At 73.0% G+C, this 21,205-nt stretch carries 19 protein-coding genes and 2 pseudogenes; 9 read left to right on the top strand and 12 right to left on the bottom strand.

Annotated features, from left to right (window positions below; all coding sequences use genetic code 11):
• Positions 1 to 56 precede the first annotated feature (56 nt).
• The 4 genes from AC4BEG_RS11285 to AC4BEG_RS11300 all read right to left on the bottom strand — a co-directional run bounded on the left by AC4BEG_RS11285 (position 57) and on the right by AC4BEG_RS11300 (position 6,113).
• Positions 57 to 1,601, bottom strand: a complete 1,545-nt coding sequence (locus AC4BEG_RS11285) for a hypothetical protein (RefSeq protein ID WP_490705748.1) — start codon at positions 1,599 to 1,601, stop codon at positions 57 to 59.
• Positions 1,598 to 3,436, bottom strand: a complete 1,839-nt coding sequence (locus AC4BEG_RS11290; protein ID WP_490705749.1) for a DUF3492 domain-containing protein — start codon at positions 3,434 to 3,436, stop codon at positions 1,598 to 1,600. The genes AC4BEG_RS11285 and AC4BEG_RS11290 overlap by 4 nt, the downstream gene beginning before the upstream one ends.
• A gap of 225 nt (positions 3,437 to 3,661) precedes the next feature.
• A complete protein-coding gene (locus AC4BEG_RS11295; protein WP_490707058.1) occupies positions 3,662 to 5,095 on the bottom strand; it encodes a DUF3152 domain-containing protein in 1,434 nt (477 codons plus the stop codon).
• Positions 5,079 to 6,113 carry an alpha/beta fold hydrolase gene (locus tag AC4BEG_RS11300; RefSeq protein ID WP_490705750.1) on the bottom strand — a complete coding sequence of 345 codons (1,035 nt, stop codon included), beginning with the start codon at positions 6,111 to 6,113 and terminating at the stop codon, positions 5,079 to 5,081. Before AC4BEG_RS11300 ends, AC4BEG_RS11295 begins: the two co-directional genes overlap by 17 nt.
• A 130-nt stretch (positions 6,114 to 6,243) precedes the next feature.
• Between AC4BEG_RS11300 and AC4BEG_RS11305 the strand changes: the two genes are divergently transcribed.
• The 4 genes from AC4BEG_RS11305 to AC4BEG_RS11320 all read left to right on the top strand — a co-directional run bounded on the left by AC4BEG_RS11305 (position 6,244) and on the right by AC4BEG_RS11320 (position 8,200).
• Entirely contained in the window at positions 6,244 to 6,465 is a 222-nt protein-coding gene (locus tag AC4BEG_RS11305) for an Rv3202a family protein (RefSeq protein ID WP_490705751.1), read from the top strand.
• A gap of 137 nt (positions 6,466 to 6,602) precedes the next feature.
• Positions 6,603 to 7,247, top strand: a complete 645-nt coding sequence (locus AC4BEG_RS11310) for a TetR/AcrR family transcriptional regulator (RefSeq protein WP_490705752.1) — start codon at positions 6,603 to 6,605, stop codon at positions 7,245 to 7,247.
• 175 nt (positions 7,248 to 7,422) lie between these two features.
• Positions 7,423 to 7,650, top strand: coding sequence for a DUF3107 domain-containing protein (locus tag AC4BEG_RS11315; protein WP_490705753.1), 228 nt, complete (start codon positions 7,423 to 7,425; stop codon positions 7,648 to 7,650).
• A 274-nt stretch (positions 7,651 to 7,924) separates the two neighbouring features.
• Positions 7,925 to 8,200, top strand: coding sequence for a hypothetical protein (locus tag AC4BEG_RS11320; RefSeq protein WP_490705754.1), 276 nt, complete (start codon positions 7,925 to 7,927; stop codon positions 8,198 to 8,200).
• Positions 8,201 to 8,287: 87 nt separating this feature from the next.
• On the opposite strand, the gene AC4BEG_RS11325 is transcribed toward AC4BEG_RS11320, so the two are convergent.
• Positions 8,288 to 9,082, bottom strand: a complete 795-nt coding sequence (locus AC4BEG_RS11325; RefSeq protein WP_490705755.1) for a ferritin-like fold-containing protein — start codon at positions 9,080 to 9,082, stop codon at positions 8,288 to 8,290.
• 304 nt (positions 9,083 to 9,386) lie between these two features.
• Between AC4BEG_RS11325 and AC4BEG_RS11330 the strand changes: the two are divergent.
• Both AC4BEG_RS11330 and AC4BEG_RS11335 read left to right on the top strand, forming a co-directional pair.
• Positions 9,387 to 11,394: pseudogene (locus AC4BEG_RS11330) on the top strand (DEAD/DEAH box helicase).
• Positions 11,395 to 11,499: 105 nt separating this feature from the next.
• Complete coding sequence (locus AC4BEG_RS11335) at positions 11,500 to 12,366, top strand: alpha/beta fold hydrolase (protein ID WP_490705756.1); 867 nt, start codon at positions 11,500 to 11,502, stop codon at positions 12,364 to 12,366.
• A 24-nt stretch (positions 12,367 to 12,390) separates the two neighbouring features.
• Here AC4BEG_RS11335 and AC4BEG_RS11340 read toward each other — a convergent pair whose 3' ends face one another.
• Positions 12,391 to 13,320 (bottom strand): NYN domain-containing protein, encoded by a 930-nt coding sequence (locus AC4BEG_RS11340; RefSeq protein WP_490705757.1) that lies wholly within the window; start codon positions 13,318 to 13,320, stop codon positions 12,391 to 12,393.
• Positions 13,321 to 13,533: 213 nt separating this feature from the next.
• Here AC4BEG_RS11340 and AC4BEG_RS11345 point away from each other — a divergent pair, with 213 nt between their 5' ends.
• On the top strand, positions 13,534 to 13,686 hold the full coding sequence (locus tag AC4BEG_RS11345; protein WP_490705758.1) for a DUF8834 family protein: 153 nt from the start codon (positions 13,534 to 13,536) through the stop codon (positions 13,684 to 13,686).
• A 91-nt stretch (positions 13,687 to 13,777) separates the two neighbouring features.
• Here the strand turns inward: AC4BEG_RS11345 and AC4BEG_RS11350 are convergent, their stop codons facing one another.
• The 4 genes from AC4BEG_RS11350 to AC4BEG_RS11365 form a co-directional block, all read right to left on the bottom strand.
• Positions 13,778 to 14,383 (bottom strand): MarC family protein, encoded by a 606-nt coding sequence (locus AC4BEG_RS11350; protein ID WP_490705759.1) that lies wholly within the window; start codon positions 14,381 to 14,383, stop codon positions 13,778 to 13,780.
• 113 nt (positions 14,384 to 14,496) lie between these two features.
• Positions 14,497 to 15,351, bottom strand: a complete 855-nt coding sequence (locus tag AC4BEG_RS11355) for a PHP domain-containing protein (RefSeq protein WP_490705760.1) — start codon at positions 15,349 to 15,351, stop codon at positions 14,497 to 14,499.
• Positions 15,352 to 15,482: 131 nt separating this feature from the next.
• Positions 15,483 to 16,121 carry a DUF6758 family protein gene (locus AC4BEG_RS11360; RefSeq protein WP_490705761.1) on the bottom strand — a complete coding sequence of 213 codons (639 nt, stop codon included), beginning with the start codon at positions 16,119 to 16,121 and terminating at the stop codon, positions 15,483 to 15,485.
• A gap of 154 nt (positions 16,122 to 16,275) precedes the next feature.
• Positions 16,276 to 16,881: a suppressor of fused domain protein gene (locus tag AC4BEG_RS11365; protein ID WP_490705762.1), complete on the bottom strand. Its 606-nt coding sequence runs from the start codon at positions 16,879 to 16,881 to the stop codon at positions 16,276 to 16,278.
• Positions 16,882 to 17,337: 456 nt separating this feature from the next.
• On the opposite strand from AC4BEG_RS11365, the gene AC4BEG_RS11370 reads away from it, so the two are divergent.
• Positions 17,338 to 18,438 (top strand): magnesium and cobalt transport protein CorA, encoded by a 1,101-nt coding sequence (locus tag AC4BEG_RS11370; RefSeq protein WP_490705763.1) that lies wholly within the window; start codon positions 17,338 to 17,340, stop codon positions 18,436 to 18,438.
• Between the two features lie 525 nt (positions 18,439 to 18,963).
• On the opposite strand, the pseudogene AC4BEG_RS11375 reads toward AC4BEG_RS11370, so the two are convergent.
• Positions 18,964 to 19,455: pseudogene (locus AC4BEG_RS11375) on the bottom strand (EamA family transporter); the annotation flags it as partial.
• A gap of 38 nt (positions 19,456 to 19,493) precedes the next feature.
• On the opposite strand from AC4BEG_RS11375, the gene AC4BEG_RS11380 reads away from it, so the two are divergent.
• Positions 19,494 to 20,021 carry a hypothetical protein gene (locus AC4BEG_RS11380; RefSeq protein WP_490705764.1) on the top strand — a complete coding sequence of 176 codons (528 nt, stop codon included), beginning with the start codon at positions 19,494 to 19,496 and terminating at the stop codon, positions 20,019 to 20,021.
• 286 nt (positions 20,022 to 20,307) lie between these two features.
• Here AC4BEG_RS11380 and AC4BEG_RS11385 read toward each other — a convergent pair whose 3' ends face one another.
• Positions 20,308 to 21,066 carry a hypothetical protein gene (locus tag AC4BEG_RS11385; RefSeq protein ID WP_490705765.1) on the bottom strand — a complete coding sequence of 253 codons (759 nt, stop codon included), beginning with the start codon at positions 21,064 to 21,066 and terminating at the stop codon, positions 20,308 to 20,310.
• Positions 21,067 to 21,205 lie beyond the last annotated feature (139 nt).

Here is a 21,205-nt window from a genome sequence, read left to right on the forward strand (position 1 = left end):
GGTCGCTCCTCGTAAGGGTGGCAGGGTGGTACGCGGTCGTGCGGGGGGTGGCGGGTTCACTGGGGCGCCTCGCAGGGCGCGGGGTGGGTGCTGTCGCCGCGGTGCGGGCCACGGCGGGTGGTGCGGCTGTCGGAGGCGCCCGGGGTGGTGCCGTGGGCCGAGGCGCGGGAGAGGACGGCGCAGGCGTACCCGAGCAGTCCGAGCGCGGCGGCGGCGCAGGCCGCCGCGGGCACAACGGCCGCGCCGTGAGCGGCGATCAGCCGGGCCACGGGTTCGCCGAGCGGCGCTCCGCCGGGCAGCCGCGCGGCCAGCGCGGTGACCTCCACCGCCGCCTCGGCCGCACCGGCCGCGGCCAGCCCGCTGATCGCCGCCGCGCGGAAGCCATGGACGGCGAGCAGCCGGGCCGCGAACAGCAGCGCGGCCAGCGCGACGGCGGCCGCCTCGGTGGCGGTGACCGAGCCGGTGCCGGACGGCGACAGGGGGAGGACGAGCCGGGCCGCGAGCACCAAGGGCGCCGACGCGGCCAGGAAGCCGAGGGCGGTGAGCACGAACAGCGGCCGGACCCCGGCCGCGAACTCCTCGAGCCCGCGGCTGCCGGTCAGCCTCCGGCGCGCCCGTACCGCGAACCAGCGGGCGCACCCGGCCGCGGGCGCGGTGGCCAGCGCGAGGACCACGGCGGTCTCGGCGCCGCGCGCCGTGTCGTACGCGCCGCGCTCCCCGGTCACCAGCCCGGTGAGCAGCCAGTCCCCGCAGGCGGCGTAGCCCAGGAGCCAGCCGAGGCAGAGCGGTCCCGCGAGGTCCGCGAACCGCCCGGCGCGCCCGCGTCCGGCGATCCGCAGCGGGCCCCGGCTCAGACAGAGCCACAGCGCGACACCCACCAGGACGGCGCCGGTCACGCCGAGGGCGGCCCGGACGACGGGCGGCGCGATGTCCGGCCTGAGGACCGCCCAGGCGGTCATCGCGCAGAGTGCCCCGGGCAGCGGCCACAGCGCCCAGGAGCCGCGCTCGGGGCTCGGGACGGGAGCGTCGGCGGGTTCGTCGGCGGGTTCGTCGGCGGGTTCGTCGGCCCGGTACTCGGCACGGGGCACCCGGGCGTACAGCTCCTCGGCGAGGGCGAAGACATCACGGTGCCGGAAGCGGGCGGCGGTACGGTCCGTCACCCCGTGGGCCTCAAGACCGGCGGCGATCTCCAGCGGATCGACGGCGCGAGCGCAGAGATCGTGATGCCGGTGCATCAGCTCGCGCACCGGATCGGCGGGACCCCGCCGCCCCGCCGCGCCGGTCGGCCGGGCCCTGTGGTCGTCCTCGGGCGCGGCGGCCCCGTCCTCGGGCGCGGCCGGATCTCCCGCGGGGGCGTGGGCTCCCGGGGTACGCGCCGTCTCCGGCTGCCCCGCGCCCGTACGGTCCACGGCATCCGGCCACGGCGGTTCGCCGCCCCTGCCCGACTCCCCCATGTACGGCGTCCGGGCCGCGGCCCCCGGTGTGGCCCTCCCGGGGGCGATCAGGGCGCGGGAGGGGCGGTTCCAGCCGCCGGGGGAGGTGGGGGTGCTGGGGGCGTCCGGGGTGAGGGCGTCCGGGGTCGGCTCGTGGGGCGTGGTCATGCGCCCTCCTCGGTGGCGCTGCCCTGCGGGCCCACGCTCAGCGGTTCACGGGGCGGCGGGGCGGCCCAGGTGGGGGTGTGGTCCTGCGGGCCGCGGGACGGCGCGGGCGCCGCGGGCCAGTGGCCGAAGCGGTCGCCGTCCCGGCCCGCGGTCCAGCGGCCCGGGATATGGGCCTCCGCCGGGAGGGCGAACGGCAGCGGCGCACCGCCCTCGCCGACCTCCTCGCGCCGCACCGGGCAGTGCGACATCAACTCCAGGTAGATACCGCGGAACGCCGCCACGTTCTGCTCGATCGTGAACAGCTCCAGCGCACGGGCGCGTGCCGCGGCGCCCAGGCGCGCGCGACGGGCGGGGTCGCCCAACAGCGCGAGACAGGCGTCCGCGAGCGCCCGGGGGTTGCGCGGGGGCACCACCAACCCGGTGCCGCCGATGGCCTCGCACACCGCGCCCACATCCGTCGACACCGTGGCCCGCCCGCAGAACATCGCCTCGACCAGCCCCACCGGGAAGCCCTCGACCACGCTGGAGAGCACCACGACCCCGCCTGCCGCGTACGCCTGAGGGAGAGACGGCACACCGGGCTCGCCGAGCCGTTCGAAGGAGACCGGGTTGTCGCCCACGGTGTGGGCGTCCACGGCCTCGTCGGGGAAGAGATGCGCAGCGAGGGCGCGGCAGTGGGCCGGGTAGTCCTCGCCCGGCGCACCTCCCACCGGTTCCGTGGAAGCGTCCGCGCGCCGGGTCTCGATGACGCGCAGCCGCGCGTCCGGTCTCCGGCGCCGCACCTCCGCGAACGCGTGCAGCAGGGCGACGACGTCCTTGGGCGGCTCGATACGGCCCACCCACACCAGCGTCCGGTCGTCGCCACCGGAGACCGTGCCGCCGTCGCCGCCGGAGACGCCCTGGCCGCCCTGGCCGCCTTCGCCGACCTCCGCGAAGCGGGCGGCGTCCATACCGGGGTAGACGGTGCGCAGCCGCTCCGGGTCGGCGCCGCACCGCTCCTGCCAGCGGCGGGCGTGGGTGTTGCCGGGGGTGATCAGCGCGGCCCGGGTGTACACCTCCGCGGCCAGGCACCCCTGGAACGCGGAGAGCAGGGTGCGGACGGGCGCGGAGCGGACGGCGGCGGGCCGCGCCGGGTCCGCCGGGCAGCCCTCGAGGTAGTGCTCGCGCACCCGTACGCCGTACTCCGTGACCAGCAGTGGGGTGCCGAAGAAGCGCTTGGCCACCAGCCCCGGGAGGGCGGCCGCGCCGCCGGAGGTGGCATGGCACAGATCGGCCCCGCCGAGGCCGCCGGGGCCGTACCAGTCCAGGGACAGGGGCCGCAGCGCGCGCTCCAGCGCCTCGGTGACCGTCAGCAGATCGGCGACCCGCGCCTGCTGGGCGCCGCGCGCGGCACCGGGGAGGTGGCACGCGCGCTCCAGCAGGCGGACGGCGTCCTCGGAGCGGAGCGCGGCGGGGAGTCCGCCGTGCTCGAGGGCGAGTTCGGCGAGCCCGTAGAGACCGTTGGCGAAACGGTCCGCCTGATGTCCGGTGCCCGGCTCCGGGCCACCTGGAGAGGCGATCGCGGCGGCCAGTTCACCGAAGTGCCCGGCGAACCGCCGCCGCTGCCTGCGGCCCGCGCGCCGCGCGGGCGGGGCGCCCCACAGCGGGGCGGTGCGCACCCGCCGCACCTGGGCGGGGAGTTCGGCCCAGCCCTCGGCGTCCTGGCGGGCGCTGCGGCTCAGCGCGTAGACCTCGAACTCATGCTGGTCCAGGCCCCGGACGAGCCGGTCGCACCACACCCGCGCCTCACCAGTCGCATACGGATAACCACCCTCCGTGAGCAGTGCCACGCGCATGAGCGCACCCCCGATCTTCCTGTGGGCAAGCCGTGATGCCGCCGACGTGCGGCGTGAGCACGTTATGCGCGCATGACGGCAGCGCGACGGACGGTTGTCCGTCGCACCACCAGAAGGGGTGAACGCCCGTGACCTTCCCCGCGCTGAGGCGTTGTTGGCGCTATAGCGGCCGGAAGGCCCGTTCCGGGCCACCGGCGGAGTGCCGCCCGCGCAGGAACGGTTGGGCTATCGCTTGGGGAACGGCCAGGCGTTGGGGCGGCAGGTCGCGCCGTCGGTCGACAGGAACTTCGTCTGCTGCATCATCACCGGAGCGAGCGCGCCGTCCCGCCCGCACACCTCGTGGTTGTGCCCGAGCCGGTGGCCGACCTCGTGGTTGATGAGCATCTGCCGGTACATGTGCATCTTGTCGTCGCCGAAGGTCTTGGCGCCCTGCGCCCACCGATAGGCGTTGATCATGACGCGCTGGGTCTGCGCCGAGTCGCAGGACACGTTGAGCTCAGCGACGTCGAGTCCGGACTTGGCGCACCAGGCCGCGGTGGTCCCGGGGCTTGCGAGGGTGATCACGAAGTCGGCGTGCCCGGAGGAGACCCGCTCGAAGGTGCGGGTGCCGCCGTGACCCCAACTCCGGTCGTCGTTCAGCGTCTTGTGGACGGCCTCGGCGAACAGCTCGCCGTCGAGCGGCAGCTCCTTCTCCACGTCCACCCGGTAGCGCAGCACCTCACCCCGGCCGGGTGCCTTGTCGTGCCCGCCGACGGTCGTGAACGCACCGGGGCCGCGCAGCTTCGGGTCGAGCGGAAAGACGGCCGCCATCTTCTCGCTGTACGACAGGTGGGCCCTCGCACCGACGGACTGGGCCGGCGCGGGCCGGTCGTCACCGCGCGAGACGCTGTCGGAGCGGCCGCGCTCCGCGCCGCCCTGGGCGCGCGGCTGCTTCTTGTCCTCCAGTGACCCGCCGGCCACCTGCCCGGCCACCACGACCGCCAGAACGGTGGTCACGGCAGCCGCGGCGACACCGGTGAAGGTCCGGCCCCTGCCGCCCTTGGTGCCGCCCGCGCCGCCCTCGGGTTCGTCGTCCCCGGCGTCGTCGGCATAGTCGGCATAGTCATCGGCGCGCGGCTCACCACGGCTTCCGCCGTCCGCACCGGCACCGGACGGCTGCCGCACGCGGCGCGGCGCCGGGACCGCTCCCGGCGCTCCGGCGGCGAAGACGTCCTCGCCGTCGTCCGTCGCGTCCGGTGCGTCGAACGCGTCGAGGTACTCCCTGCGCGGGCCGGGCATCAGTCCGCCCGCACCGGAGACCGTGGGGCGCGACGGCGGGTTCATCGTCGTGGCCCCCGTGGAGGCGCGGGGGCTGCCGAGGGCGCCCCAGCCACCGCCGGGCTCATGGTGCTCCGGATGGCCGCCCCGGGTGTGCGGCGGCGGGGGCTGCGGTCCGTACGCCGGCCGCGGTACGCCCTGCGGGGGTGTCATCGCCGGGTCGGCCGCGCCCGGTGCGGCGCGCCTGCGGCGCCCGGTGCCCGGGGCTCCCGAGGGCGCTCCGGCCGCGCCGGGGGCGTTGTGCTCGACGAACGCGGGGCCGGAACCGGAGCCCGCGCCTGAGGGCCGGTGCCCCCGTCCCTCCTGGCTGCCACGTGCGCTGTGTTTACCCACGCGCCGCACCGCTCCCGTCCACGCCGGCTGCCGGTACGGCGCCCCGTACCGCCCGGCTCTCCCGGCCTTCTTGTCCGTCAACGTCATCGAGCAGCTCACGCATGGCGTGAGCCACTGCTTCCGGATACTCCATCATCGCGACGTGTCCGGCGTCCAACAGTGTCAACAGACGGGAGTCACGGAAGGTGGCGTTCGCCCGCCGTGCCATCCGGATGGACACCAGTTGGTCGCGCATACCGTAGACGAGGAGCGTGGGCGCGAGCACCCGCTCGGCCTGCCGCCACAGGGAGTGCTGGCCGCCCAGGGTGTACGAGTCGACGACACCGCGCGCCGACCGCGCGAGCGCGTCCCAGAAATACGGGAGGTCGAGGCGGCGCTGGAACTCCTCCACGGCCAGCGCGAAGTCCTCCGGGCCGACCCGCCCCGGGTCGCCGTAGGTGAGCATCATCACCTCGCGGGTGCGCCGCTCGGCGTCCCAGTCCCGGGTCAGCCGGGTGAACAGCCGGGTCACCCCGGGTATCGCGAGCAGTCCGGTGGGCAGCGCGGTACGCGGCGGCCGCAGCTCGGGCAGGGCGGGCGAGACGAGGGTGAGGGTGCGCACCAGATCGGGCCGCAGCGCGGCGACGCGGGTGGTGATCGCGCCGCCCATCGAGTTGCCCACCAGATGGACCGGGCCGCGGTCACCGGCGTCGAGATGGCGGATCACGGCGCGGGCGTGGCCGGTGATCGAGTAGTCGCCGTCGTCCGGCGGCGGGGAGTCCCCGAAGCCGGGGAGGTCGACCGCCTCGCCGTCCACCCGGTCGGCGAGCCCCTCCATCAGCGCGGACCAGTTCAGCGAGGAGCCGCCGAGGCCGTGGACGAAGAGTGCGGGCGGCAGACCGGAGGCGGCCGGGGGGCGGGAGCGCACGGTCAGAGTGAGTCCGGGCAGCCGGACGGTACGCAGCTCCTCCCCGGCTCCGACGCGCGCGGGCCGCGCGGGTGGGACGGCCGCGATAACGCGGGCTTCCGGCGGCTCGGTCGCAGACATGCGGCAATGTTACGAGACGATCACGCCGCTGACCGTGTGTTCGCACTCACAGGCGACGTAGCGTCCGAAAGTGACCTCTCCTAGGCTCGTTACCAGGGAGGTGCTCTGCTGCCTCCGGGAAGGTGAGTACATGTCCATCGACCCGAGCGACCCCGAGACCTTCGAGAACAACAACAACAACTCCGTGGAGTTCGACGTCGAGGCCCCCGAGGCGGACGCCGCCGAGCAACACCATGACCTGGTCCCCCACCGCGACGACCAGCCATCCTCCGGTGAGCTCCTCGAAGCGAACGAGGCCGACCGGGCGGAGCAGGCCCGTGTCGTCGAGGTGAGTGAGGAGGACTACCGGTGACCAGCGCCGATGGTGGGCTTTTCATAGTGTCCGGTCCGTGAAATTCTCCGCACGAACCGCGCGCTGCCCTGTTACCCAAAAGTACGATGGCGGGCGCGGTGGACATCGTGCACAGAACATTCGAATTGGGAGGCGGCGTGACAGCCATCGAGCAGACCGAGGCGCGCCCGCGAGGTACGCGCCTGCCGCGCCGAGCCCGACGCAATCAGCTCCTGGGGGCTGCCCAGGAGGTTTTCGTCGCACAGGGCTACCACGCGGCGGCGATGGATGACATCGCCGAGCGCGCCGGGGTCAGCAAGCCCGTGCTCTACCAGCACTTCCCGGGCAAGCTGGAGCTCTATCTCGCCCTGCTCGACCAGCACTGCGAGGCACTGTTGCAGGCGGTGCGCACCGCGCTCGCCTCGACGACCGAGAACAAGCAGCGCGTCGCCGCGACCATGGACGCGTACTTCGCGTACGTCGAGGAGGAGGGCGGCGCCTTCCGTCTCGTCTTCGAGTCCGACCTGACCAACGAGCCGGCCGTGCGCGAGCGTGTGGACCGGGTCTCGCTCCAGTGCGCCGAGGCGATCAGTGAGGTGATCGCCGAGGACACCGGCCTGTCCAAGGACGAGTCGATGCTCCTGGCCGTCGGCCTCGGCGGAGTCTCGCAGGTCGTCGCGCGTTACTGGCTCTCCAGCGGAAGCACGGTGCCGCGGGACACCGCGGTGCAGTTGCTCACCTCGCTCACCTGGCGGGGCATCGCGGGGTTCCCGCTGCACGGGGCCGACGGCGGGCAGCACTGAGCCGCTCTGCCATCCGCGGCATCTCCGGCCGCGCGGGCGCGCGTTCACGTGGGCGGGCGTGTTCGCTGCTGGCGTGTGCCCGGGCCGCCCGGCAGGTCGCCCACCCCGGCTAATGTGTGCTGCGTACGGCGCGGATGGCCGCGCACCCCAAACTGACCGTCGGAGGGACAAAGCCGTGGAGGTCAAGATCGGCGTGCAGCACGCGCCCCGCGAGATCATCTTGGAGAGCGGGCAGTCTGCCGAGGAGGTCGAGCGCGCGGTGGCCGACGCGCTCGGTGGCAAGGCTCAGGTGCTGACCCTGGTGGACGAGCACGGCCGCAAGATCCTCATCCCGGCCGACCGGCTCGCGTATGTCGAGATCGGCGAGCCGACCGCCCGCAAGGTCGGATTCGGCGCGCTCTGAGCGGTCGCAAGCGACGGCGGCGGGGCCCGGTGGAGATCCATCCACCGGGCCCCGCCGCCGTTGTACGCGCTTCTGCGCCCCGTGGTGCGCGCCCCTGGGCCTGACTTTTCCCGCGTCTCCCCCACGTGCCGTGTGCGCCCGCCCGCCGCGCACTCCACCGTCTCCCTCGGCACAACCGGGTCACAGGGTTGCCCGCTCTCCGGCAGGGGTAGGACGGGCACGACCGACACGTGATCGCGTGCCGGTCCCGGTCCGCTCACGGGAAGGACGCGCCATGATCCTCTGGGAAGCGCTCGGCTCGGTACTGATCGGTCTCGCCGTCGCGTATGGAGCGAGCCGCTGGCGCCCCCGAAGGCTGCCCGCACGCCCCCTGGTGCTGTCCACCGGCCCCGGCGCCGCGCTCTTCGGCGCTCTGCTCGCCCATACGGTGCTGGGCTCGGGCCAGTCCGCGGCGGTGCTGATCGTCGCGCTCGGGTTCACGGCGGCGCTGCTGTCGCTGCTCATCCGCCCGGCGGGCCGTACCCGCCGCAGGCGCTCGGTCACGGCCTGAGGCCGCCCACGACCGGCCCGGGGCGGCCGGACCCGGACCGGGCCCGGCCGCTCTTCGCGAAGCCGCTCTTCGCGAGACCGTTCTTCGCTAGGCCGCCAGGCCCAGCGCCGCCATCCGCTTGGTGTGCGCCTCAGTGATCCGGGAGAACATCCGGCCCACCTCCGCCAGGTCGAAGCCGTCGGCCAAGCCGCCCACCAGCATCGTGGAGAGCGCGTCGCGGTCCGCGACCACCCGCTGCGCCTGCGACAGCGCCTCGCCCATCAGCCGCCGCGCCCACAGCGCCAGCCGTCCGCCGACCCGCGGATCGGCCTCGATCGCGGCGCGCACCTTCTCCACCGCGAAGCTGGCGTGGCCGGTGTCGTCGAGCACCTGGAGCACCAGATCGCGGGTGTCCGCGTCGAGCCGGACGGCCACCTCGCGGTAGAAGTCGCTGGCGATCGAGTCGCCCACATACGCCTTGACCAGGCCCTCCAGCCAGTCCGACGGCGCGGTCTGGCGGTGGAAGCCGTCCAGTGCGGCGGCGAACGGCTCCATTGCCTCCGTCGGCCGCTCGCCGACCGCCGCCAGCCGGTCCCGCAGCCGCTCGAAGTGGTGGAACTCGGCGGACGCCATCTTCGCCAGCTCGGCCTTGTCCTCCAGCGTGGGCGCCAGCTTGGCGTCCTCGGCCAGCCGCTCGAAGGCGGCCAGCTCGCCATAGGCGAGGGCGCCGAGCAGATCCACGACGGCGGCCCGGTACTGCGGATCGGCGGCGGCCGTGTCCCAGTCCTGGGCGGCGATCCCGGTGGCTTCGGCGTCGGGCTCCTCGGGATGGTCCGCCGCGCTCTCCCCGGCGCGGTCCTCGGCGGTGGCTGCGGCGTTCTCAGGCGTGTCAGGCGTCTCCATGCAGCGCACAATAGCCCGCTCAGCGCCATGGGGAAGGCCCTGGTCAGCCATGACCTGCGGTGCCGCGCATCCGGTTCCACGGTCACAGATGCGCGCTTCCGGGGTACAGTGGTATTTGCACCCGTCGCATACCGGCGGGTCGTTCCACGAATGCGGATGCCCGGTCGGTGGCCCGATCGGCTCCAAACCGACCGCCCTCCGCGCGGCGCGCATCGTTCATGCGCACGGCAGGAGGGACCCGCTCGCGGCGAGAGCGCTCGAGCGAGGGCAGTGGTCCCGCGCCGAACCGGCCGCCCCAAGGCCGGTGCACCCGGGCGCTGTGCGATCCCCTTCGCCGCCTCCCGCCGCGTCTCACAGAAGAGGCAAACATCCTGACCACCTTCCGAGAACTCGGGATCCTCCCCGAGACAGCCGAGGCCCTGGAAGCCGTCGGCATCACGTCCCCGTTCCCCATCCAGGAAATGACGCTTCCGGTCGCCCTCTCCGGCACCGACGTCATCGGCCAGGCCAAGACCGGCACCGGCAAGACGCTGGGCTTCGGCCTCCCGCTGCTGGAGCGCGTCGTCGTCCCCGTGGACGTCGAGGCCGGCCGGGCCAAGCCCGAGCAGCTCACCGAAGCCCCGCAGGCGCTTGTGGTCGTCCCCACCCGCGAGCTCTGCCAGCAGGTCACCAACGATCTGCTCACCGCCGGCAAGGTCCGCGACGTCCGCGTTCTGTCGATCTACGGCGGCCGCGCCTACGAACCGCAGGTCGAGGCGTTGAAGAAGGGCGTCGACGTGGTCGTCGGCACCCCCGGCCGCCTGCTGGACCTGGCGGGCCAGAAGAAGCTGCGGCTCTCCGCCGTCAAGGTGCTCGTCCTCGACGAGGCCGACGAGATGCTCGACCTGGGCTTCCTGCCCGACGTCGAGAAGATCATCCAGCTGCTGCCCGCCAAGCGCCAGACCATGCTGTTCTCGGCGACCATGCCGGGGCAGGTCATCTCCCTGGCCCGGCGCTACATGTCGCAGCCGACCCACATCCGCGCCACCGCGCCGGATGACGAGGGCGCGACCGTGGCCAACATCACCCAGCATGTCTTCCGTGCCCACTCGCTGGACAAGCCGGAGGTCGTGGCGCGGGTGCTCCAGGCCGAGGGCCGCGGTCTCGCGATGATCTTCTGCCGCACCAAGCGGACCGCCGCCGACATCGCCGACCAGCTCGCCCGGCGCGGTTTCGCCTCCGGAGCGGTCCACGGCGACCTCGGCCAGGGGGCACGCGAGCAGGCGCTGCGCGCCTTCCGCAACGGCAAGGTCGATGTGCTGGTCTGCACCGATGTCGCCGCGCGCGGTATCGATGTCGAGGGCGTAACCCATGTGATCAATTACCAGTCGCCGGAGGACGAGAAGACCTATCTGCACCGCATCGGCCGCACCGGCCGGGCGGGTGCGTCGGGTACCGCCGTCACCCTCGTCGACTGGGACGACATCCCGCGCTGGCAGCTGATCAACAAGGCGCTGGACCTGCCGTTCAACGACCCGGAGGAGACCTACTCCACCTCCGGGCACCTCTACGAGCTGCTGAGCATCCCGGAGGGCACCACCGGTGTCCTGCCGCGTGCCGAGCGCACCCGGGCCGGACTGGCCGCCGAGGAGATCGAGGACCTCGGTGAGACCGGCGGCCGGGGCGGCCGTGGCCGCCGGTCCTCCGGTGCCCCGGAGGAGCGCCCGGCGCGCACCCGCACCCCGCGGGTCCGGCGCCGCACCCGCGGCGGTGTGTCCGCGGAGGGCTCGAGCGCGGCGGAGGGGACTCCGGCCGCCGAGGCCGCCGCCGACTCCGCCGAGGGCGCCACCGAGCCGCGTCAGCCCCGTCGCCGCCGCCGTACGCGCGGTGGTGCGGCGAGCGCGGGCGAGGCGGCCACCGCCGCGGTCGACGCGGCGGAGACCGCCGAGGCCGCCCCGGCAGCGGCTGAGGCTCCGGCCGAGGAGGCCGCGGCCAAGCCGCGCCGCCGTCGCACCCGGGCCAAGGCCGCCGATGCCGTGGAAACCGATGCGACCGCGGAGCAGACCGCCGAGGGCGAGGAGGCCGCGGCCAAGCCGCGCCGCCGCCGCACCCGGGCCAAGGCCGACGCCCCCGCCGAGGCGGCCGTCGCGACCTCCGAGGGCACCGACACCGCGGACGCCAAGCCCGCCCGTCGCCGCACCCGCACCAAGGCCGCCGATGCCGTGGAAACCGATGCGACCGCGGAGCAGACCGCCGACGGTGAGGCCAAGCCGGTCCGCCGCCGTCGCCGCACCCGTGCGGCGGCCCAGCCCGAGGCTGTGACCGAGAGCTGACGGCACCCGGCACAACCGAGCGCCACCGGGCCCCGTTCCGCGACACCGCGGAACGGGGCCCGGTGTTCATGGTCCGTTTCCCATGCCCTGTATAGCCTCATCCCCATGAGCAGGCCGCCGTTTCTCACCCTGCCCGCGGGCGTCCGCGCATACCGACTGGGGACCGCACGCGGGGAGTTCGCCGTGCACGACGCGCGGCCCGGCTCGGCCGCACGCGGCACAGTGCTGCTGGTGCCGGGATTCACGGGCAGCAAGGAAGACTTCATCGCACTGCTGGAGCCACTGGCCGCGGCGGGTTTCCGGGCCGTCGCGGTCGACGGCCGCGGCCAGTACGAGAGCCCCGGGCCCCGGGACCAGGCCGCGTACACCCAAGCCGAGTTGGTGCTCGACGTCCTCGCGCAGGCCACGGCGGTCAGCGCCGCCACCGAGGATCCCGTCCATCTGCTCGGGCATTCACTGGGCGGGCTGATCGCACGCGCCGCCGTGCTGCGGGACCCGGGCGCGTTCAGCTCGTTGACGATCATGAGTTCCGGCCCCGCGGCCATCTCGGCCGCGCAGCAGGCCCGCACCAAGCTGCTCATCGACGCGCTGACCGTGATGGACATGGAGTCCGTCTGGCAGGCGATGCGCGAACTGGATCCGCCCGAGGCGGCCGACGCGGCGACCCCGCCCGGCGTACGGGAGTTCCTCCACCGTCGCTGGCTGGACACCGTGCCGGAGCAGCTGATCGCGACCGGGCGGCAGCTGAACGCCGAGCCGGACCGGGTCGGCGAACTGGCGGCGTCCGGGGTGCCCATACATGTGCTGTCCGGCGAGCTCGACTACGCCTGGCCGGTGCCGCTGATGGACGAGATGGCCGAGCGGCTGTCGGCACGCCGGACCGTGATCGAGGGAGCCGAGCACTCCCCCAACGCCGAGCGGCCGCGGGCCACGGTCGAGGCGCTGCTCGCGTTCTGGCGGAGCCTGGGCTGAGCGCCCGCTACGCGTAGAGGGCGCTCAGTACTGGGCCTGGAGGTGCTCCCAGAAGCCATCCCGCAGGGCCCGGCGCAGATCGGCGTGGGCGCGCAGCGACAGCCGCAGCAGCCCCTCCGCGTCGATCAGCAGCTCCTGGTCGACCGAACCGGGCAGATAGGGGTGGCCCGGCAGCAGCTCGGCAAGCGTCTCCCGGCCGCGTGAGGACAGCCACTGGGCGGCGATCTGCGCTCCGATGAAGCGCACCTCGTCCCGGCTCGGCGCGGGCCCGGACAGCGCCGTCTCGCCGTTCAGCTCGTAGCCGGTGGCCCGGCGGGTGACGTACGGCTTGCAGAAGTCGAGGTCGAAGGTGCGCTGACTGTCGACCTCCCACAGCAGCGGTTCGGCCTGATTGCGCCCGTCCACGGCCTCGATGCCCCACAGATGGACCCGTGCCCCGTAGCCCTGGGCCGCCTCGACGGCGGAGACCAGGTCCTCGTCGCCGCCGATCAGCACGGCGTCGCCGATGGCGCGGTGCCGGGCGAGGGACTCGAGGTCGGAGCGGATGAGGGAGTCGACGCCCTTCTGCTGGTTGTTGGCGTTGAGGTTGCCCAGCCGGACCTTGACGTCGGGCAGCTCCGCGATGCTCTGCTGCTCGGGGGTGTGGATCCGGCGCCGGGCACCGTCGAACCAGTAGACCCGCAGCAGTCTGCTGTCCGGGAAGATCGTGCGGGCCTTGTCGATGAACGCCTCGATCAGCCCCTCGGCGTCCAGCTCGAAGGCCCGGCGGTCCTCCGTGCCCGCGACCAGCCGTCCCGCGGCCGCGTACACATACCCCGCGTCCACGAAGATCGCGTGGGTGGACGGGGTGGTGGCGACCTCGGCGAGCACGCGTTGCAGCAGCTCGTTGGTGCGCTCGATGCCCGCGACGATCGAGGCGAGGTCTGGTTGGCCCGGAGGCGGCAGGTCACTCATACGCGGTTCATTCTCCGGGCGGGCGCTCGGGGATCACAACCGGACCCTCCTCCGCCACCAGCAGGTACTTAGTCTGGCGAAAAATTTCATTAGCGTAGGGAATGTTTTCGGGGCACACTCTCGTTGAACACGTACAGGAGCGTGCGGCAGCGAGGCCGCGCAGCCTCCGTACACATCAGTTCTCCTCAGGAGGATCAGACGAAGGGAGAAGCCTTGCGCTTCGAGATCATGCGTCTTGACGACATCGACGGCAACGCCGTGGACAGCACTGTCGTGGACGCCGCCTCCGTCAACCGGATCGTGCAGCAGGCCGCCGCGATCGGCCAGCGCATCTACATCCGCCCAGCCGAAACCGTTGTCCGGTAGTGCCGTAAGAAGCTCCTGACGCACGACTGACGCTGAACGCGAAGGCGCCCCCGTACACGGACGTACGGGGGCGCCTTCGCGCTCAGAGGCGTCAGGCGTTGTGGACCACCTGGATGACACCGTTGATGATCTGCTGCACCGCCAGGGCGGAGAGCATCATTCCGGCCAGTCGGGTGACCAGCACCACTCCGCCTTCCTTGATCACACGGATGATCAGCAGCGAGTAGCGCATGGTGACCCACAGCACGATGTGCATGGCCACGATGGCGGCCCACACCGAGATCTGGTCAGCGACGCCCTTCGCATGCTGCACCGCGAGGATCACCGAGACGATCGCCCCCGGCCCGGCCAGCAGCGGCATCCCGAGTGGGACCAGCGCCACATTGACGTCCTTGGTCTGGGTCGGCTCGTCGTTCTTGCCGGTGAGCAGCGCGAGCGCGATCAGCAGCAGAAGCAGTCCGCCCGCGATCATCAGCGCGGGGACCGAGACATGCAGATAGTCGAGGATCTGCTGACCCGCGACGCCGAAGACGGCGATGACCCCGAAGGCGACGGCGGCGGCCTGGCCCGCCATCCGGCGCTGGACCTTGACGGGGCGGCCGGAGGTCAGCGCCAGGAAGATCGGCGTGATCCCCGGAGGGTCCATGATCACGAAAAGGGTGAGAAAAAGGGATCCGAAGACAGCGGTGTCGAACACGGTGAAGGGCCTTGCGCAGACGTTGAGCGAGCGACGGCTCGCGAAGGGGACGGGGAGGGAGAGGGTGAAGTGAGGTGGGGTGAGGTGTGCAGAACGGCGGGGCGGGGTGGGGCTCAGCCGCCCGCGCCCGGCACCGGGAACGCACCGGCGGCCCGGCGCACGATCTCGCCGTAGATCTCGGGGTCGGTGGTGTACTCGCCCAGACGGCAGCTCTTGCGGCTGCCGTGGTAGTCGCTGGAGCCGGTGGTGAGCAGAGCGTGCTCGGCGGCGAGGCCGCGCAGCCGGGCGCGGGTGGGCCCGTCGTGGTCCATGTGGTCGACCTCGATACCGTCCAGGCCCGCGGCGGCCAGCTCGCCGATCGCGCTCTCCGGTACGCACTGACCGCGCTTGAGCGCCAGGGGATGCGCGAAGACGGTGACCCCGCCCGCCGCCTTGACCAGCCGGATCGCCTCGAAGGGGTCCAGCTCGTGCTTCTCGACGTAGGCACGGCCGCCATCGGCGAGCCATTCGGGGGTGAAGGCGTCCGAGACGCTGTCCACGACGCCCAGTTCGACGAGGGCGGTGGCCACATGCGGCCGCCCGACGGCCCCGCCCCCGGCGATCTCCGCCACCCGCTCCCAGGTGACCGGCACTCCCAGCTCCCGCAGCTTGGCGACCATCCCCTGGGCACGGGGTACCCGGTCGTCGCGCACCAGCTCGCGTTCGCGCGCGAACGCCGGCTCGGCCGGGTCGAAGAGGTACGCCAGCATGTGCAGGCTCACACCGTTCAGCCGGCAGGACAGTTCGGCGCCGGTGATCAGGGTGAGGCCCTCCGGCAGCGCCCGTAGCGCTTCCTGGTGGCCGCCGACGGTGTCGTGGTCGGTCAGCGCGACAACGTCCAGCCCGGCCGCGGCGGCGTTCCGCACCAGCTCGGCGGGGGTGTCCGTACCGTCCGAGGCAGTGGAGTGGGTGTGCAGGTCGATGCGCACGACACGGCTCCAAGCTGCGAGGGAAGGAACGGAGGGGACGCTTCAGGATAACCGGCGCCCCGGGCATGCCCGTGTCAGGGGCAACGATCCTGCGGCGGGAGCGCGGTGGTCAGGCGGCGGGAGCTCGGCGGTCAGGACAGGATTCGCGGCGAGAGCGCACCACAGGGCACCAGGTCCACCTCGGCCCCGGCGTCCCGCAGATCGGTGAGCACCATCTCGTCGTACATCAACAGCCCGGTCTGCTCGGGCCAGACGATCGCCCACAGCCAGAGCCCGCATGCCTCGCCCGCGAAGACCGCCCGGTCGTCCGGGGTGCCCTCGACATGCCACAGGGGGGTCGGCCGTCCGGCGGCCAGCACCTTCACATGCGGCGGTTTGTCCACCCGCATCCCCGGCCCGGGGTCGGGCCCCGGGATGCCCGCGTAGCGCGCGCCGAGACCGACGCCGAGCTCCTCGGCCACCAGCAGCAGCTCACCGGGGCCGCCCAGCGGGCCCGGCCCGGAGCAGGCCACGGCGGTGGCGCGGCCGCCGCTGCGGTCGTCGCCCGCGCACGCCACACCGGTGAACAGCCAGCCCACGGGCAGCGGCCACGGCATCCAGACCGGGACCCGGGCGCGGTTGGTGACCACCACGAGTGCTTCGACGCTCGGCGGGACGACAGGCTGGAGCGGATGCACGGTGCCGTGGATACCGCACTGCCAGGTGTCGGCGAAGAGACCGGGCGCTCGCACCCGGCCACCGCACTTCGGGCAACTGGGTTCGCCCCTCATAGGGCCCCACGGTCCTCCCCGGTCGTCCTCGCGTCAAGGACGATCACCCGTCCGGAGGTCGTACGGTCGAAGCGTTTCCGCCCCTACGGCAGGTGCGGTACGCCGCGATCCGGCGTTGCACGCACCGGGCCGACCGCCGGGGGCGGCCGCGCGGTCAGCCGTCCAGCGGAACCGCGGAGCGCATCGGGTCGCGCAGATCCGTACCGTGCCGCAGCCAGCGGTCCTGGAGCGCGCCCGCGCCGTGGACCCGCTTCCACGCCGCCTCGTTCCCCGTCATCGGCAGCAGCGGCAGGAAGCGCACCGGTTCCATCGGCTCCAGGAGCTCCAAGTCCTCCACCAGTCCGCCCGGTTCGGCGACCAGCACCGAGGTGAAGGGGGCGCCGGTCCACAGCGGCGCGCCGATGTCCAGCGAGCCGCCCGGCGCCACCACCAGGCCCTCGACCTGGGGCGAGGCGGCCAGCACGGCGAGCGGGCGCAGCACCTCGTCCAGAACGCCGAGCCCGGGTCCCGCGCCGCCGGTACGCACGGTGAGCACCAGCTCGGCGCGCGGACCGCGCAGGGAGTCGGCGACGGAGGCGGTGGGATCGGTCATCGGGGTCTCCGACATGCCGAGGGTGGCGTAGCGGACGACGTCCTCCTCCCCCCGGAACCGCAGCACCTCGATGCGGTTCGTGCCGACGAAGGTGACGGCCGCGCGGCCGTCGGGCTCACCCAGCGTGGTGATCAACCGGGCCTCGACCAGCTGAAGAACGTCTGACATGCGGTGAGCATAGATCGCGTATCGAACAGGCAAAGCGGCGACGTAACGCTTCTGCCGACTGATAGCCTTTATCCCTGCCCAGGGAGTTACACGTCGTCCCCCACGGGGGACCGGCCGGAGGAGGTGGGGCTGCGGTGGATCCAAGTCGACCGTGCAGTACCGACAGTTCTCCCGTCGATTCCCTTGGGAATGCGCACGCATGATCTGACGCCTTGCGTACCCCACCGCGCCGCGGTGAAACACGTGAAGTCGGTTCGCATCCAGGGCATGTGACGGCAGAGCGCCTTCGTCCCGCTTTGTTCAGTTTTCTTACGCGAACTTCCGTCAGCGCCATCGCACGGAGCGCCGCCCGCTTTGCGGACGTATCCGGGGCCCACCCCGCTGTACGTCCACCTTCCGGGTGCCGCGCTGCGCCCCGCGCCCGCCGCTGACGGCCGGCCCGTGAAGGAGCCCGTCATGTCGATGATCCGTGACCTGCGCGCAGCCGTCCGCCCCGCTCTGCGCCGGACCCGCACCGCCCACAACTACGACGCCACGCGTGACCCGTCGGCCAGCAGCGCCGTGGTCGACTGCGCGGTCTACCGGGACGGGCACCGGGTCAGTGACCATGTCAGCCCGGTGGAGGCGATGGAGCGGGTGCGCGCCGAGGGCGGGTTCGCCTGGATCGGTCTGCACGAGCCGAACGAGCGCGAGTTCGCCGGTATCGCGCGGGAGTTCGGGCTGCACCCGCTGGCCGTCGAGGACGCGGTCCAGGCCCATCAGCGGCCCAAGCTGGAGCGGTACGACGACACCCTCTTCACCGTCTTCAAGACCATCCACTACGTCGAGCACGCCCAACTCACCGCGACCAGCGAGGTGGTGGAGACCGGCGAGGTGATGTGCTTCACCGGCCGCAACTTCATCGTGACCGTCCGGCACGGCGGCCAGGGCTCGCTGCGCGCGCTGCGCCACCGTCTCCAGCAGGACCCGGAGCTGCTGGCCAAGGGCCCCTCGGCGGTGCTGCACGCCATCGCCGACCAGGTGGTCGACGGCTATCTCGCGGTCGCCGACGCCGTCCAGGACGACATCGACGAGGTGGAGATCGACGTCTTCTCGGCTGTGACCTCCCGGCGCGGCGGTGACGCGGGCCGGATCTACCAGCTCAAGCGTGAGGTGCTGGAGTTCAAGCGGGCGGTCTCGCCGCTGCTGCGGCCGATGCAGCTGCTGAGCGAGCGTCCGATGCGGCTGGTGGACCCGGACATCCAGAAGTACTTCCGGGATGTCGCCGACCACCTGGCGCGGGTCAATGAGCAGGTGCTGTCCTTCGACGACCTGCTGAACTCGATCCTCCAGGCCAACCTGGCGCAGGCGACCGTCGCGCAGAACGAGGACATGCGCAAGATCACATCATGGGCGGCGATCTTCGCCGTCCCCACGATGATCGCGGGGATCTACGGCATGAACTTCGACTACATGCCGGAGCTGCGCTGGAAGTTCGGCTACCCGGCCGTCCTGCTGGTCACCGTCGGGATCTGCTTCGCCATCCACCGCGGCTTCAAGCGCAACGGCTGGCTGTAGCCCGTCGGCCTTCCGGCGGTCCGCCAGGATCACCACGGTGAGCCCGCCGAGGATCACCGCGAGCGCCGGGTAGGCGGCCACCGGCGGGGTCTGGCCGAGCCAGAGCGCCGCGATCAGGGCCGCCCCCGGTGTCTCCAGCAGCACCGCGGTGGAGGTGACGGACGGGCCGAGGCCCCGCACCACCCGGTTGATCAGGGTGTGCCCCAACAGCTGGGCGGTGACCGTCAGCGCCGCCAGCTGGAGCCAGGTGACGCCTTCGTAGCCGCCGAGCGCGACGCCCGAGCCCAGACAGACGGCCAGCAGCAGCGCGCTGGTGGTGGCGTAGCAGACGAGGGTGTACGCGGTGGTGCTCACCGAACGGCGCACCTCCGCCCCGAGCACCACATACCCGGCCGCGGCCACCCCGCCCACCAGCGCCAGCGCGTCGCCCAGCAGCGCGCGGGGCGAGGCCGACAGATCGACACCGGTGAGGATCACCACACCGAGCAGGGCGAGCGCCATGCCCAGCCACACCCGGGCGGACTGGCGGTGGCCGCGCAGCCGCAGCAGCAGCGCGGTCCAGATCGGGGTGGTGGTGACCAGCGCGGTGGACGAGGCGACGGAGGTCATCCGCAGACTCGGCAGCCAGGCGCCGAAGTGCACCGCGAGCAGCGCCCCGGACGCGGCCGACAGCAGCACCGCCCGGCGTCCCATCCCGCGCAGCTCACTCCGGTGGCGCCAGAGCGCGAACGGGGCCAGCGCGCCGACCCCCATGGCGTTCCGCCAGAAGGCGATGGCGAGGGCGGGCGCGGCCGTGACGGCGGCGAGCGGCGCGGAGAACGAGACCCCGGTCACGGCCACCGTGAGCAGTACGGCGTCCAACGGAAGCGGGGTACGGGAGCCGTCGCCGCCGGTCCCGACCGGAGTGCCGGTGGCGGCGGAGCTACCGGCTGGGCGGGCAGTGACCACCCCCTCAGCGTAAGGCGCTTGGGCGGGCCAGGGAACTGTCGTCCCGCGGGCTGGGACGGCCCCGGCCACCCGCCGGCGGCCCCGCGTACAGGTCCTAGGCTGTGCCTATGACGCAGACGCCGATGGACCGTGCCCTTGTCGAGGAGGCGGCCAAGAAGTCCGCCCTCATCTGGGTGCAGGGCAGCGAGGGCCCCGCCCGCCCCCTGTGGCACATCTGGCACGAGGGCGCCGTCTGCCTGGTCGGGGACGGCCCCGACGAACAGCCCCTCACCGGGCTCGGCCTCGACCACGGTGGCACCGCCACGGTGACCGTGCGCAGCAAGGACAAGGGCGGGCGGCTGGCCGGCTTTCCCGCGCGAGTGGTGGAGCTGGCCCCGGGCAGCGAGGCGTGGACCGCGGCGGTCGACGAGCTCAAGGGCAAGCGGCTGAACGCGGCGGACGCCGAGCGGATCGCCGAGCGGTGGGCGAGCGGCAGCCGGGTGCTGCGGCTGGAGCCCGCGCCCGGGGCGCTCGCCGAACAGCCCACCGGCTCGCTGGCGGCGGCCCCGCTGCCGTCCTCGGCGGTCACTCGCCGCCCGATGCCTGAGGCACTGCCCAAGCTGCTGGCGCGCGGCCGGCGGGCCCGAAAGCGCTAGGCCCTGTCCGGCGGGTCTTATCGGGCCCGCGACGCCTGGCACCGCACCTCGCTGCGTTGTCGAAAGTCGCCCGAGTACGCCCAGCACGAGGGCGATCCTCCGCCTTGCGATCCACGGCACCAGACGCCGCGGGCTGCTCCTCAAAGACCCACCGGACAGGGCCTAAGCACTCCGCGGGACGGCCGCGAGGTGCCGTCGTTCGTCCGCGGCCGCGTCGTGGCCTGCCGCGCCCATCCGGCGGAGCCGCACATCGACACAGCCCCGCGTTCCTTCCGGGCGCGGAGCGTCAGGGCCCCTCGGGGATCTGCCGGCCGTAGTCGAGGACGTGGTCCTTGTCCGGAGCGGACAGCGTGAAGTCCTTGTTCCAGTCGGCGAGCCGGATCACCCCGGCGCGTCCGGCCCGCTGCAACCGCAGCGGGTACGGACGGCCCTCCAGGGAGACGTCCAGCGAGCCGCCCTCACCGCCCTTGCCACCGAGGACACGGATGGTGCGCACGCCGCCCACCTCGCCGCGGTCCCCGGCGGTGACCGCACCGTGCAGTCCGAGCAACCCGTCCAGCAGCACCTTCTTGTCGGTGAAGCCGGTGAGCCGCCGGTAGGAGGGGTCGCCGGAGGGGACCTTCACATATTTGTCGTCCAGCTTGTTCGCGGCGTCTCCGGAAGCCCCCTGGCTCCCCTTCCCGGCCGCGTCGTTGCCCTCGTGCGACCAGAAGCCCGCGTCCGCCTTGAGGTAGAGGTCCTTGCCGACGCGCAGCAGCTGGAAGGTGCTGCCCTGGGTGGAGACCTGGCCGGTGCCGCCGTCCTCCTTGAGCCGCATGTCCAGCGTGTAGGTGCGCCCCTTGGTGACGAGCTTGCCGGACAGCCGTACCGCCGTCGCGCTCCCGGCGACCGTACGGGCCTTGCTCTCGATCTTGACCGGGGGCAGTTTGCCCACGCCGTTGGTGCCCGCGTCGGGGTCCTTGTCCCCCTCGCCGCCGCACGCCGTGAGCGTCGCGGCCAACCCCGCGCACATCGCTACGACGAGAGCGCTCTTCCGGGTGCGCACGTCCGCTCTGCCTCCTGATGCCGGTGCAGTACGGCAGCGTACCGGTGCCGTCCACGGGTGTCCGCAGGGTGCCGGACGGCCCCTCGTCCTGCGCACGGTGAGTCAGGGCACGTTAGCCTGAACCAGGCGAAACAGCATG

This window comes from Streptomyces sp. JLBJ103 (assembly GCF_058215575.1).

Bases quoted from the DNA above. Each gene is read 5' to 3' on its own strand.
- AC4BEG_RS11285 (WP_490705748.1), bottom strand. From the start codon at position 1,601: ATGACCACGCCCCACGAGCCGACCCCGGACGCCCTCACCCCGGACGCC.
- AC4BEG_RS11290 (WP_490705749.1), bottom strand. From the start codon at position 3,436: ATGCGCGTGGCACTGCTCACGGAGGGTGGTTATCCGTATGCGACTGGT.
- AC4BEG_RS11300 (WP_490705750.1), bottom strand. From the start codon at position 6,113: ATGTCTGCGACCGAGCCGCCGGAAGCCCGCGTTATCGCGGCCGTCCCA.
- AC4BEG_RS11305 (WP_490705751.1), top strand. From the start codon at position 6,244: ATGTCCATCGACCCGAGCGACCCCGAGACCTTCGAGAACAACAACAAC.
- AC4BEG_RS11320 (WP_490705754.1), top strand. From the start codon at position 7,925: ATGATCCTCTGGGAAGCGCTCGGCTCGGTACTGATCGGTCTCGCCGTC.
- AC4BEG_RS11325 (WP_490705755.1), bottom strand. From the start codon at position 9,082: ATGGAGACGCCTGACACGCCTGAGAACGCCGCAGCCACCGCCGAGGAC.
- AC4BEG_RS11335 (WP_490705756.1), top strand. From the start codon at position 11,500: ATGAGCAGGCCGCCGTTTCTCACCCTGCCCGCGGGCGTCCGCGCATAC.
- AC4BEG_RS11340 (WP_490705757.1), bottom strand. From the start codon at position 13,320: ATGAGTGACCTGCCGCCTCCGGGCCAACCAGACCTCGCCTCGATCGTC.
- AC4BEG_RS11360 (WP_490705761.1), bottom strand. From the start codon at position 16,121: ATGAGGGGCGAACCCAGTTGCCCGAAGTGCGGTGGCCGGGTGCGAGCG.
- AC4BEG_RS11365 (WP_490705762.1), bottom strand. From the start codon at position 16,881: ATGTCAGACGTTCTTCAGCTGGTCGAGGCCCGGTTGATCACCACGCTG.
- AC4BEG_RS11370 (WP_490705763.1), top strand. From the start codon at position 17,338: ATGTCGATGATCCGTGACCTGCGCGCAGCCGTCCGCCCCGCTCTGCGC.
- AC4BEG_RS11380 (WP_490705764.1), top strand. From the start codon at position 19,494: ATGACGCAGACGCCGATGGACCGTGCCCTTGTCGAGGAGGCGGCCAAG.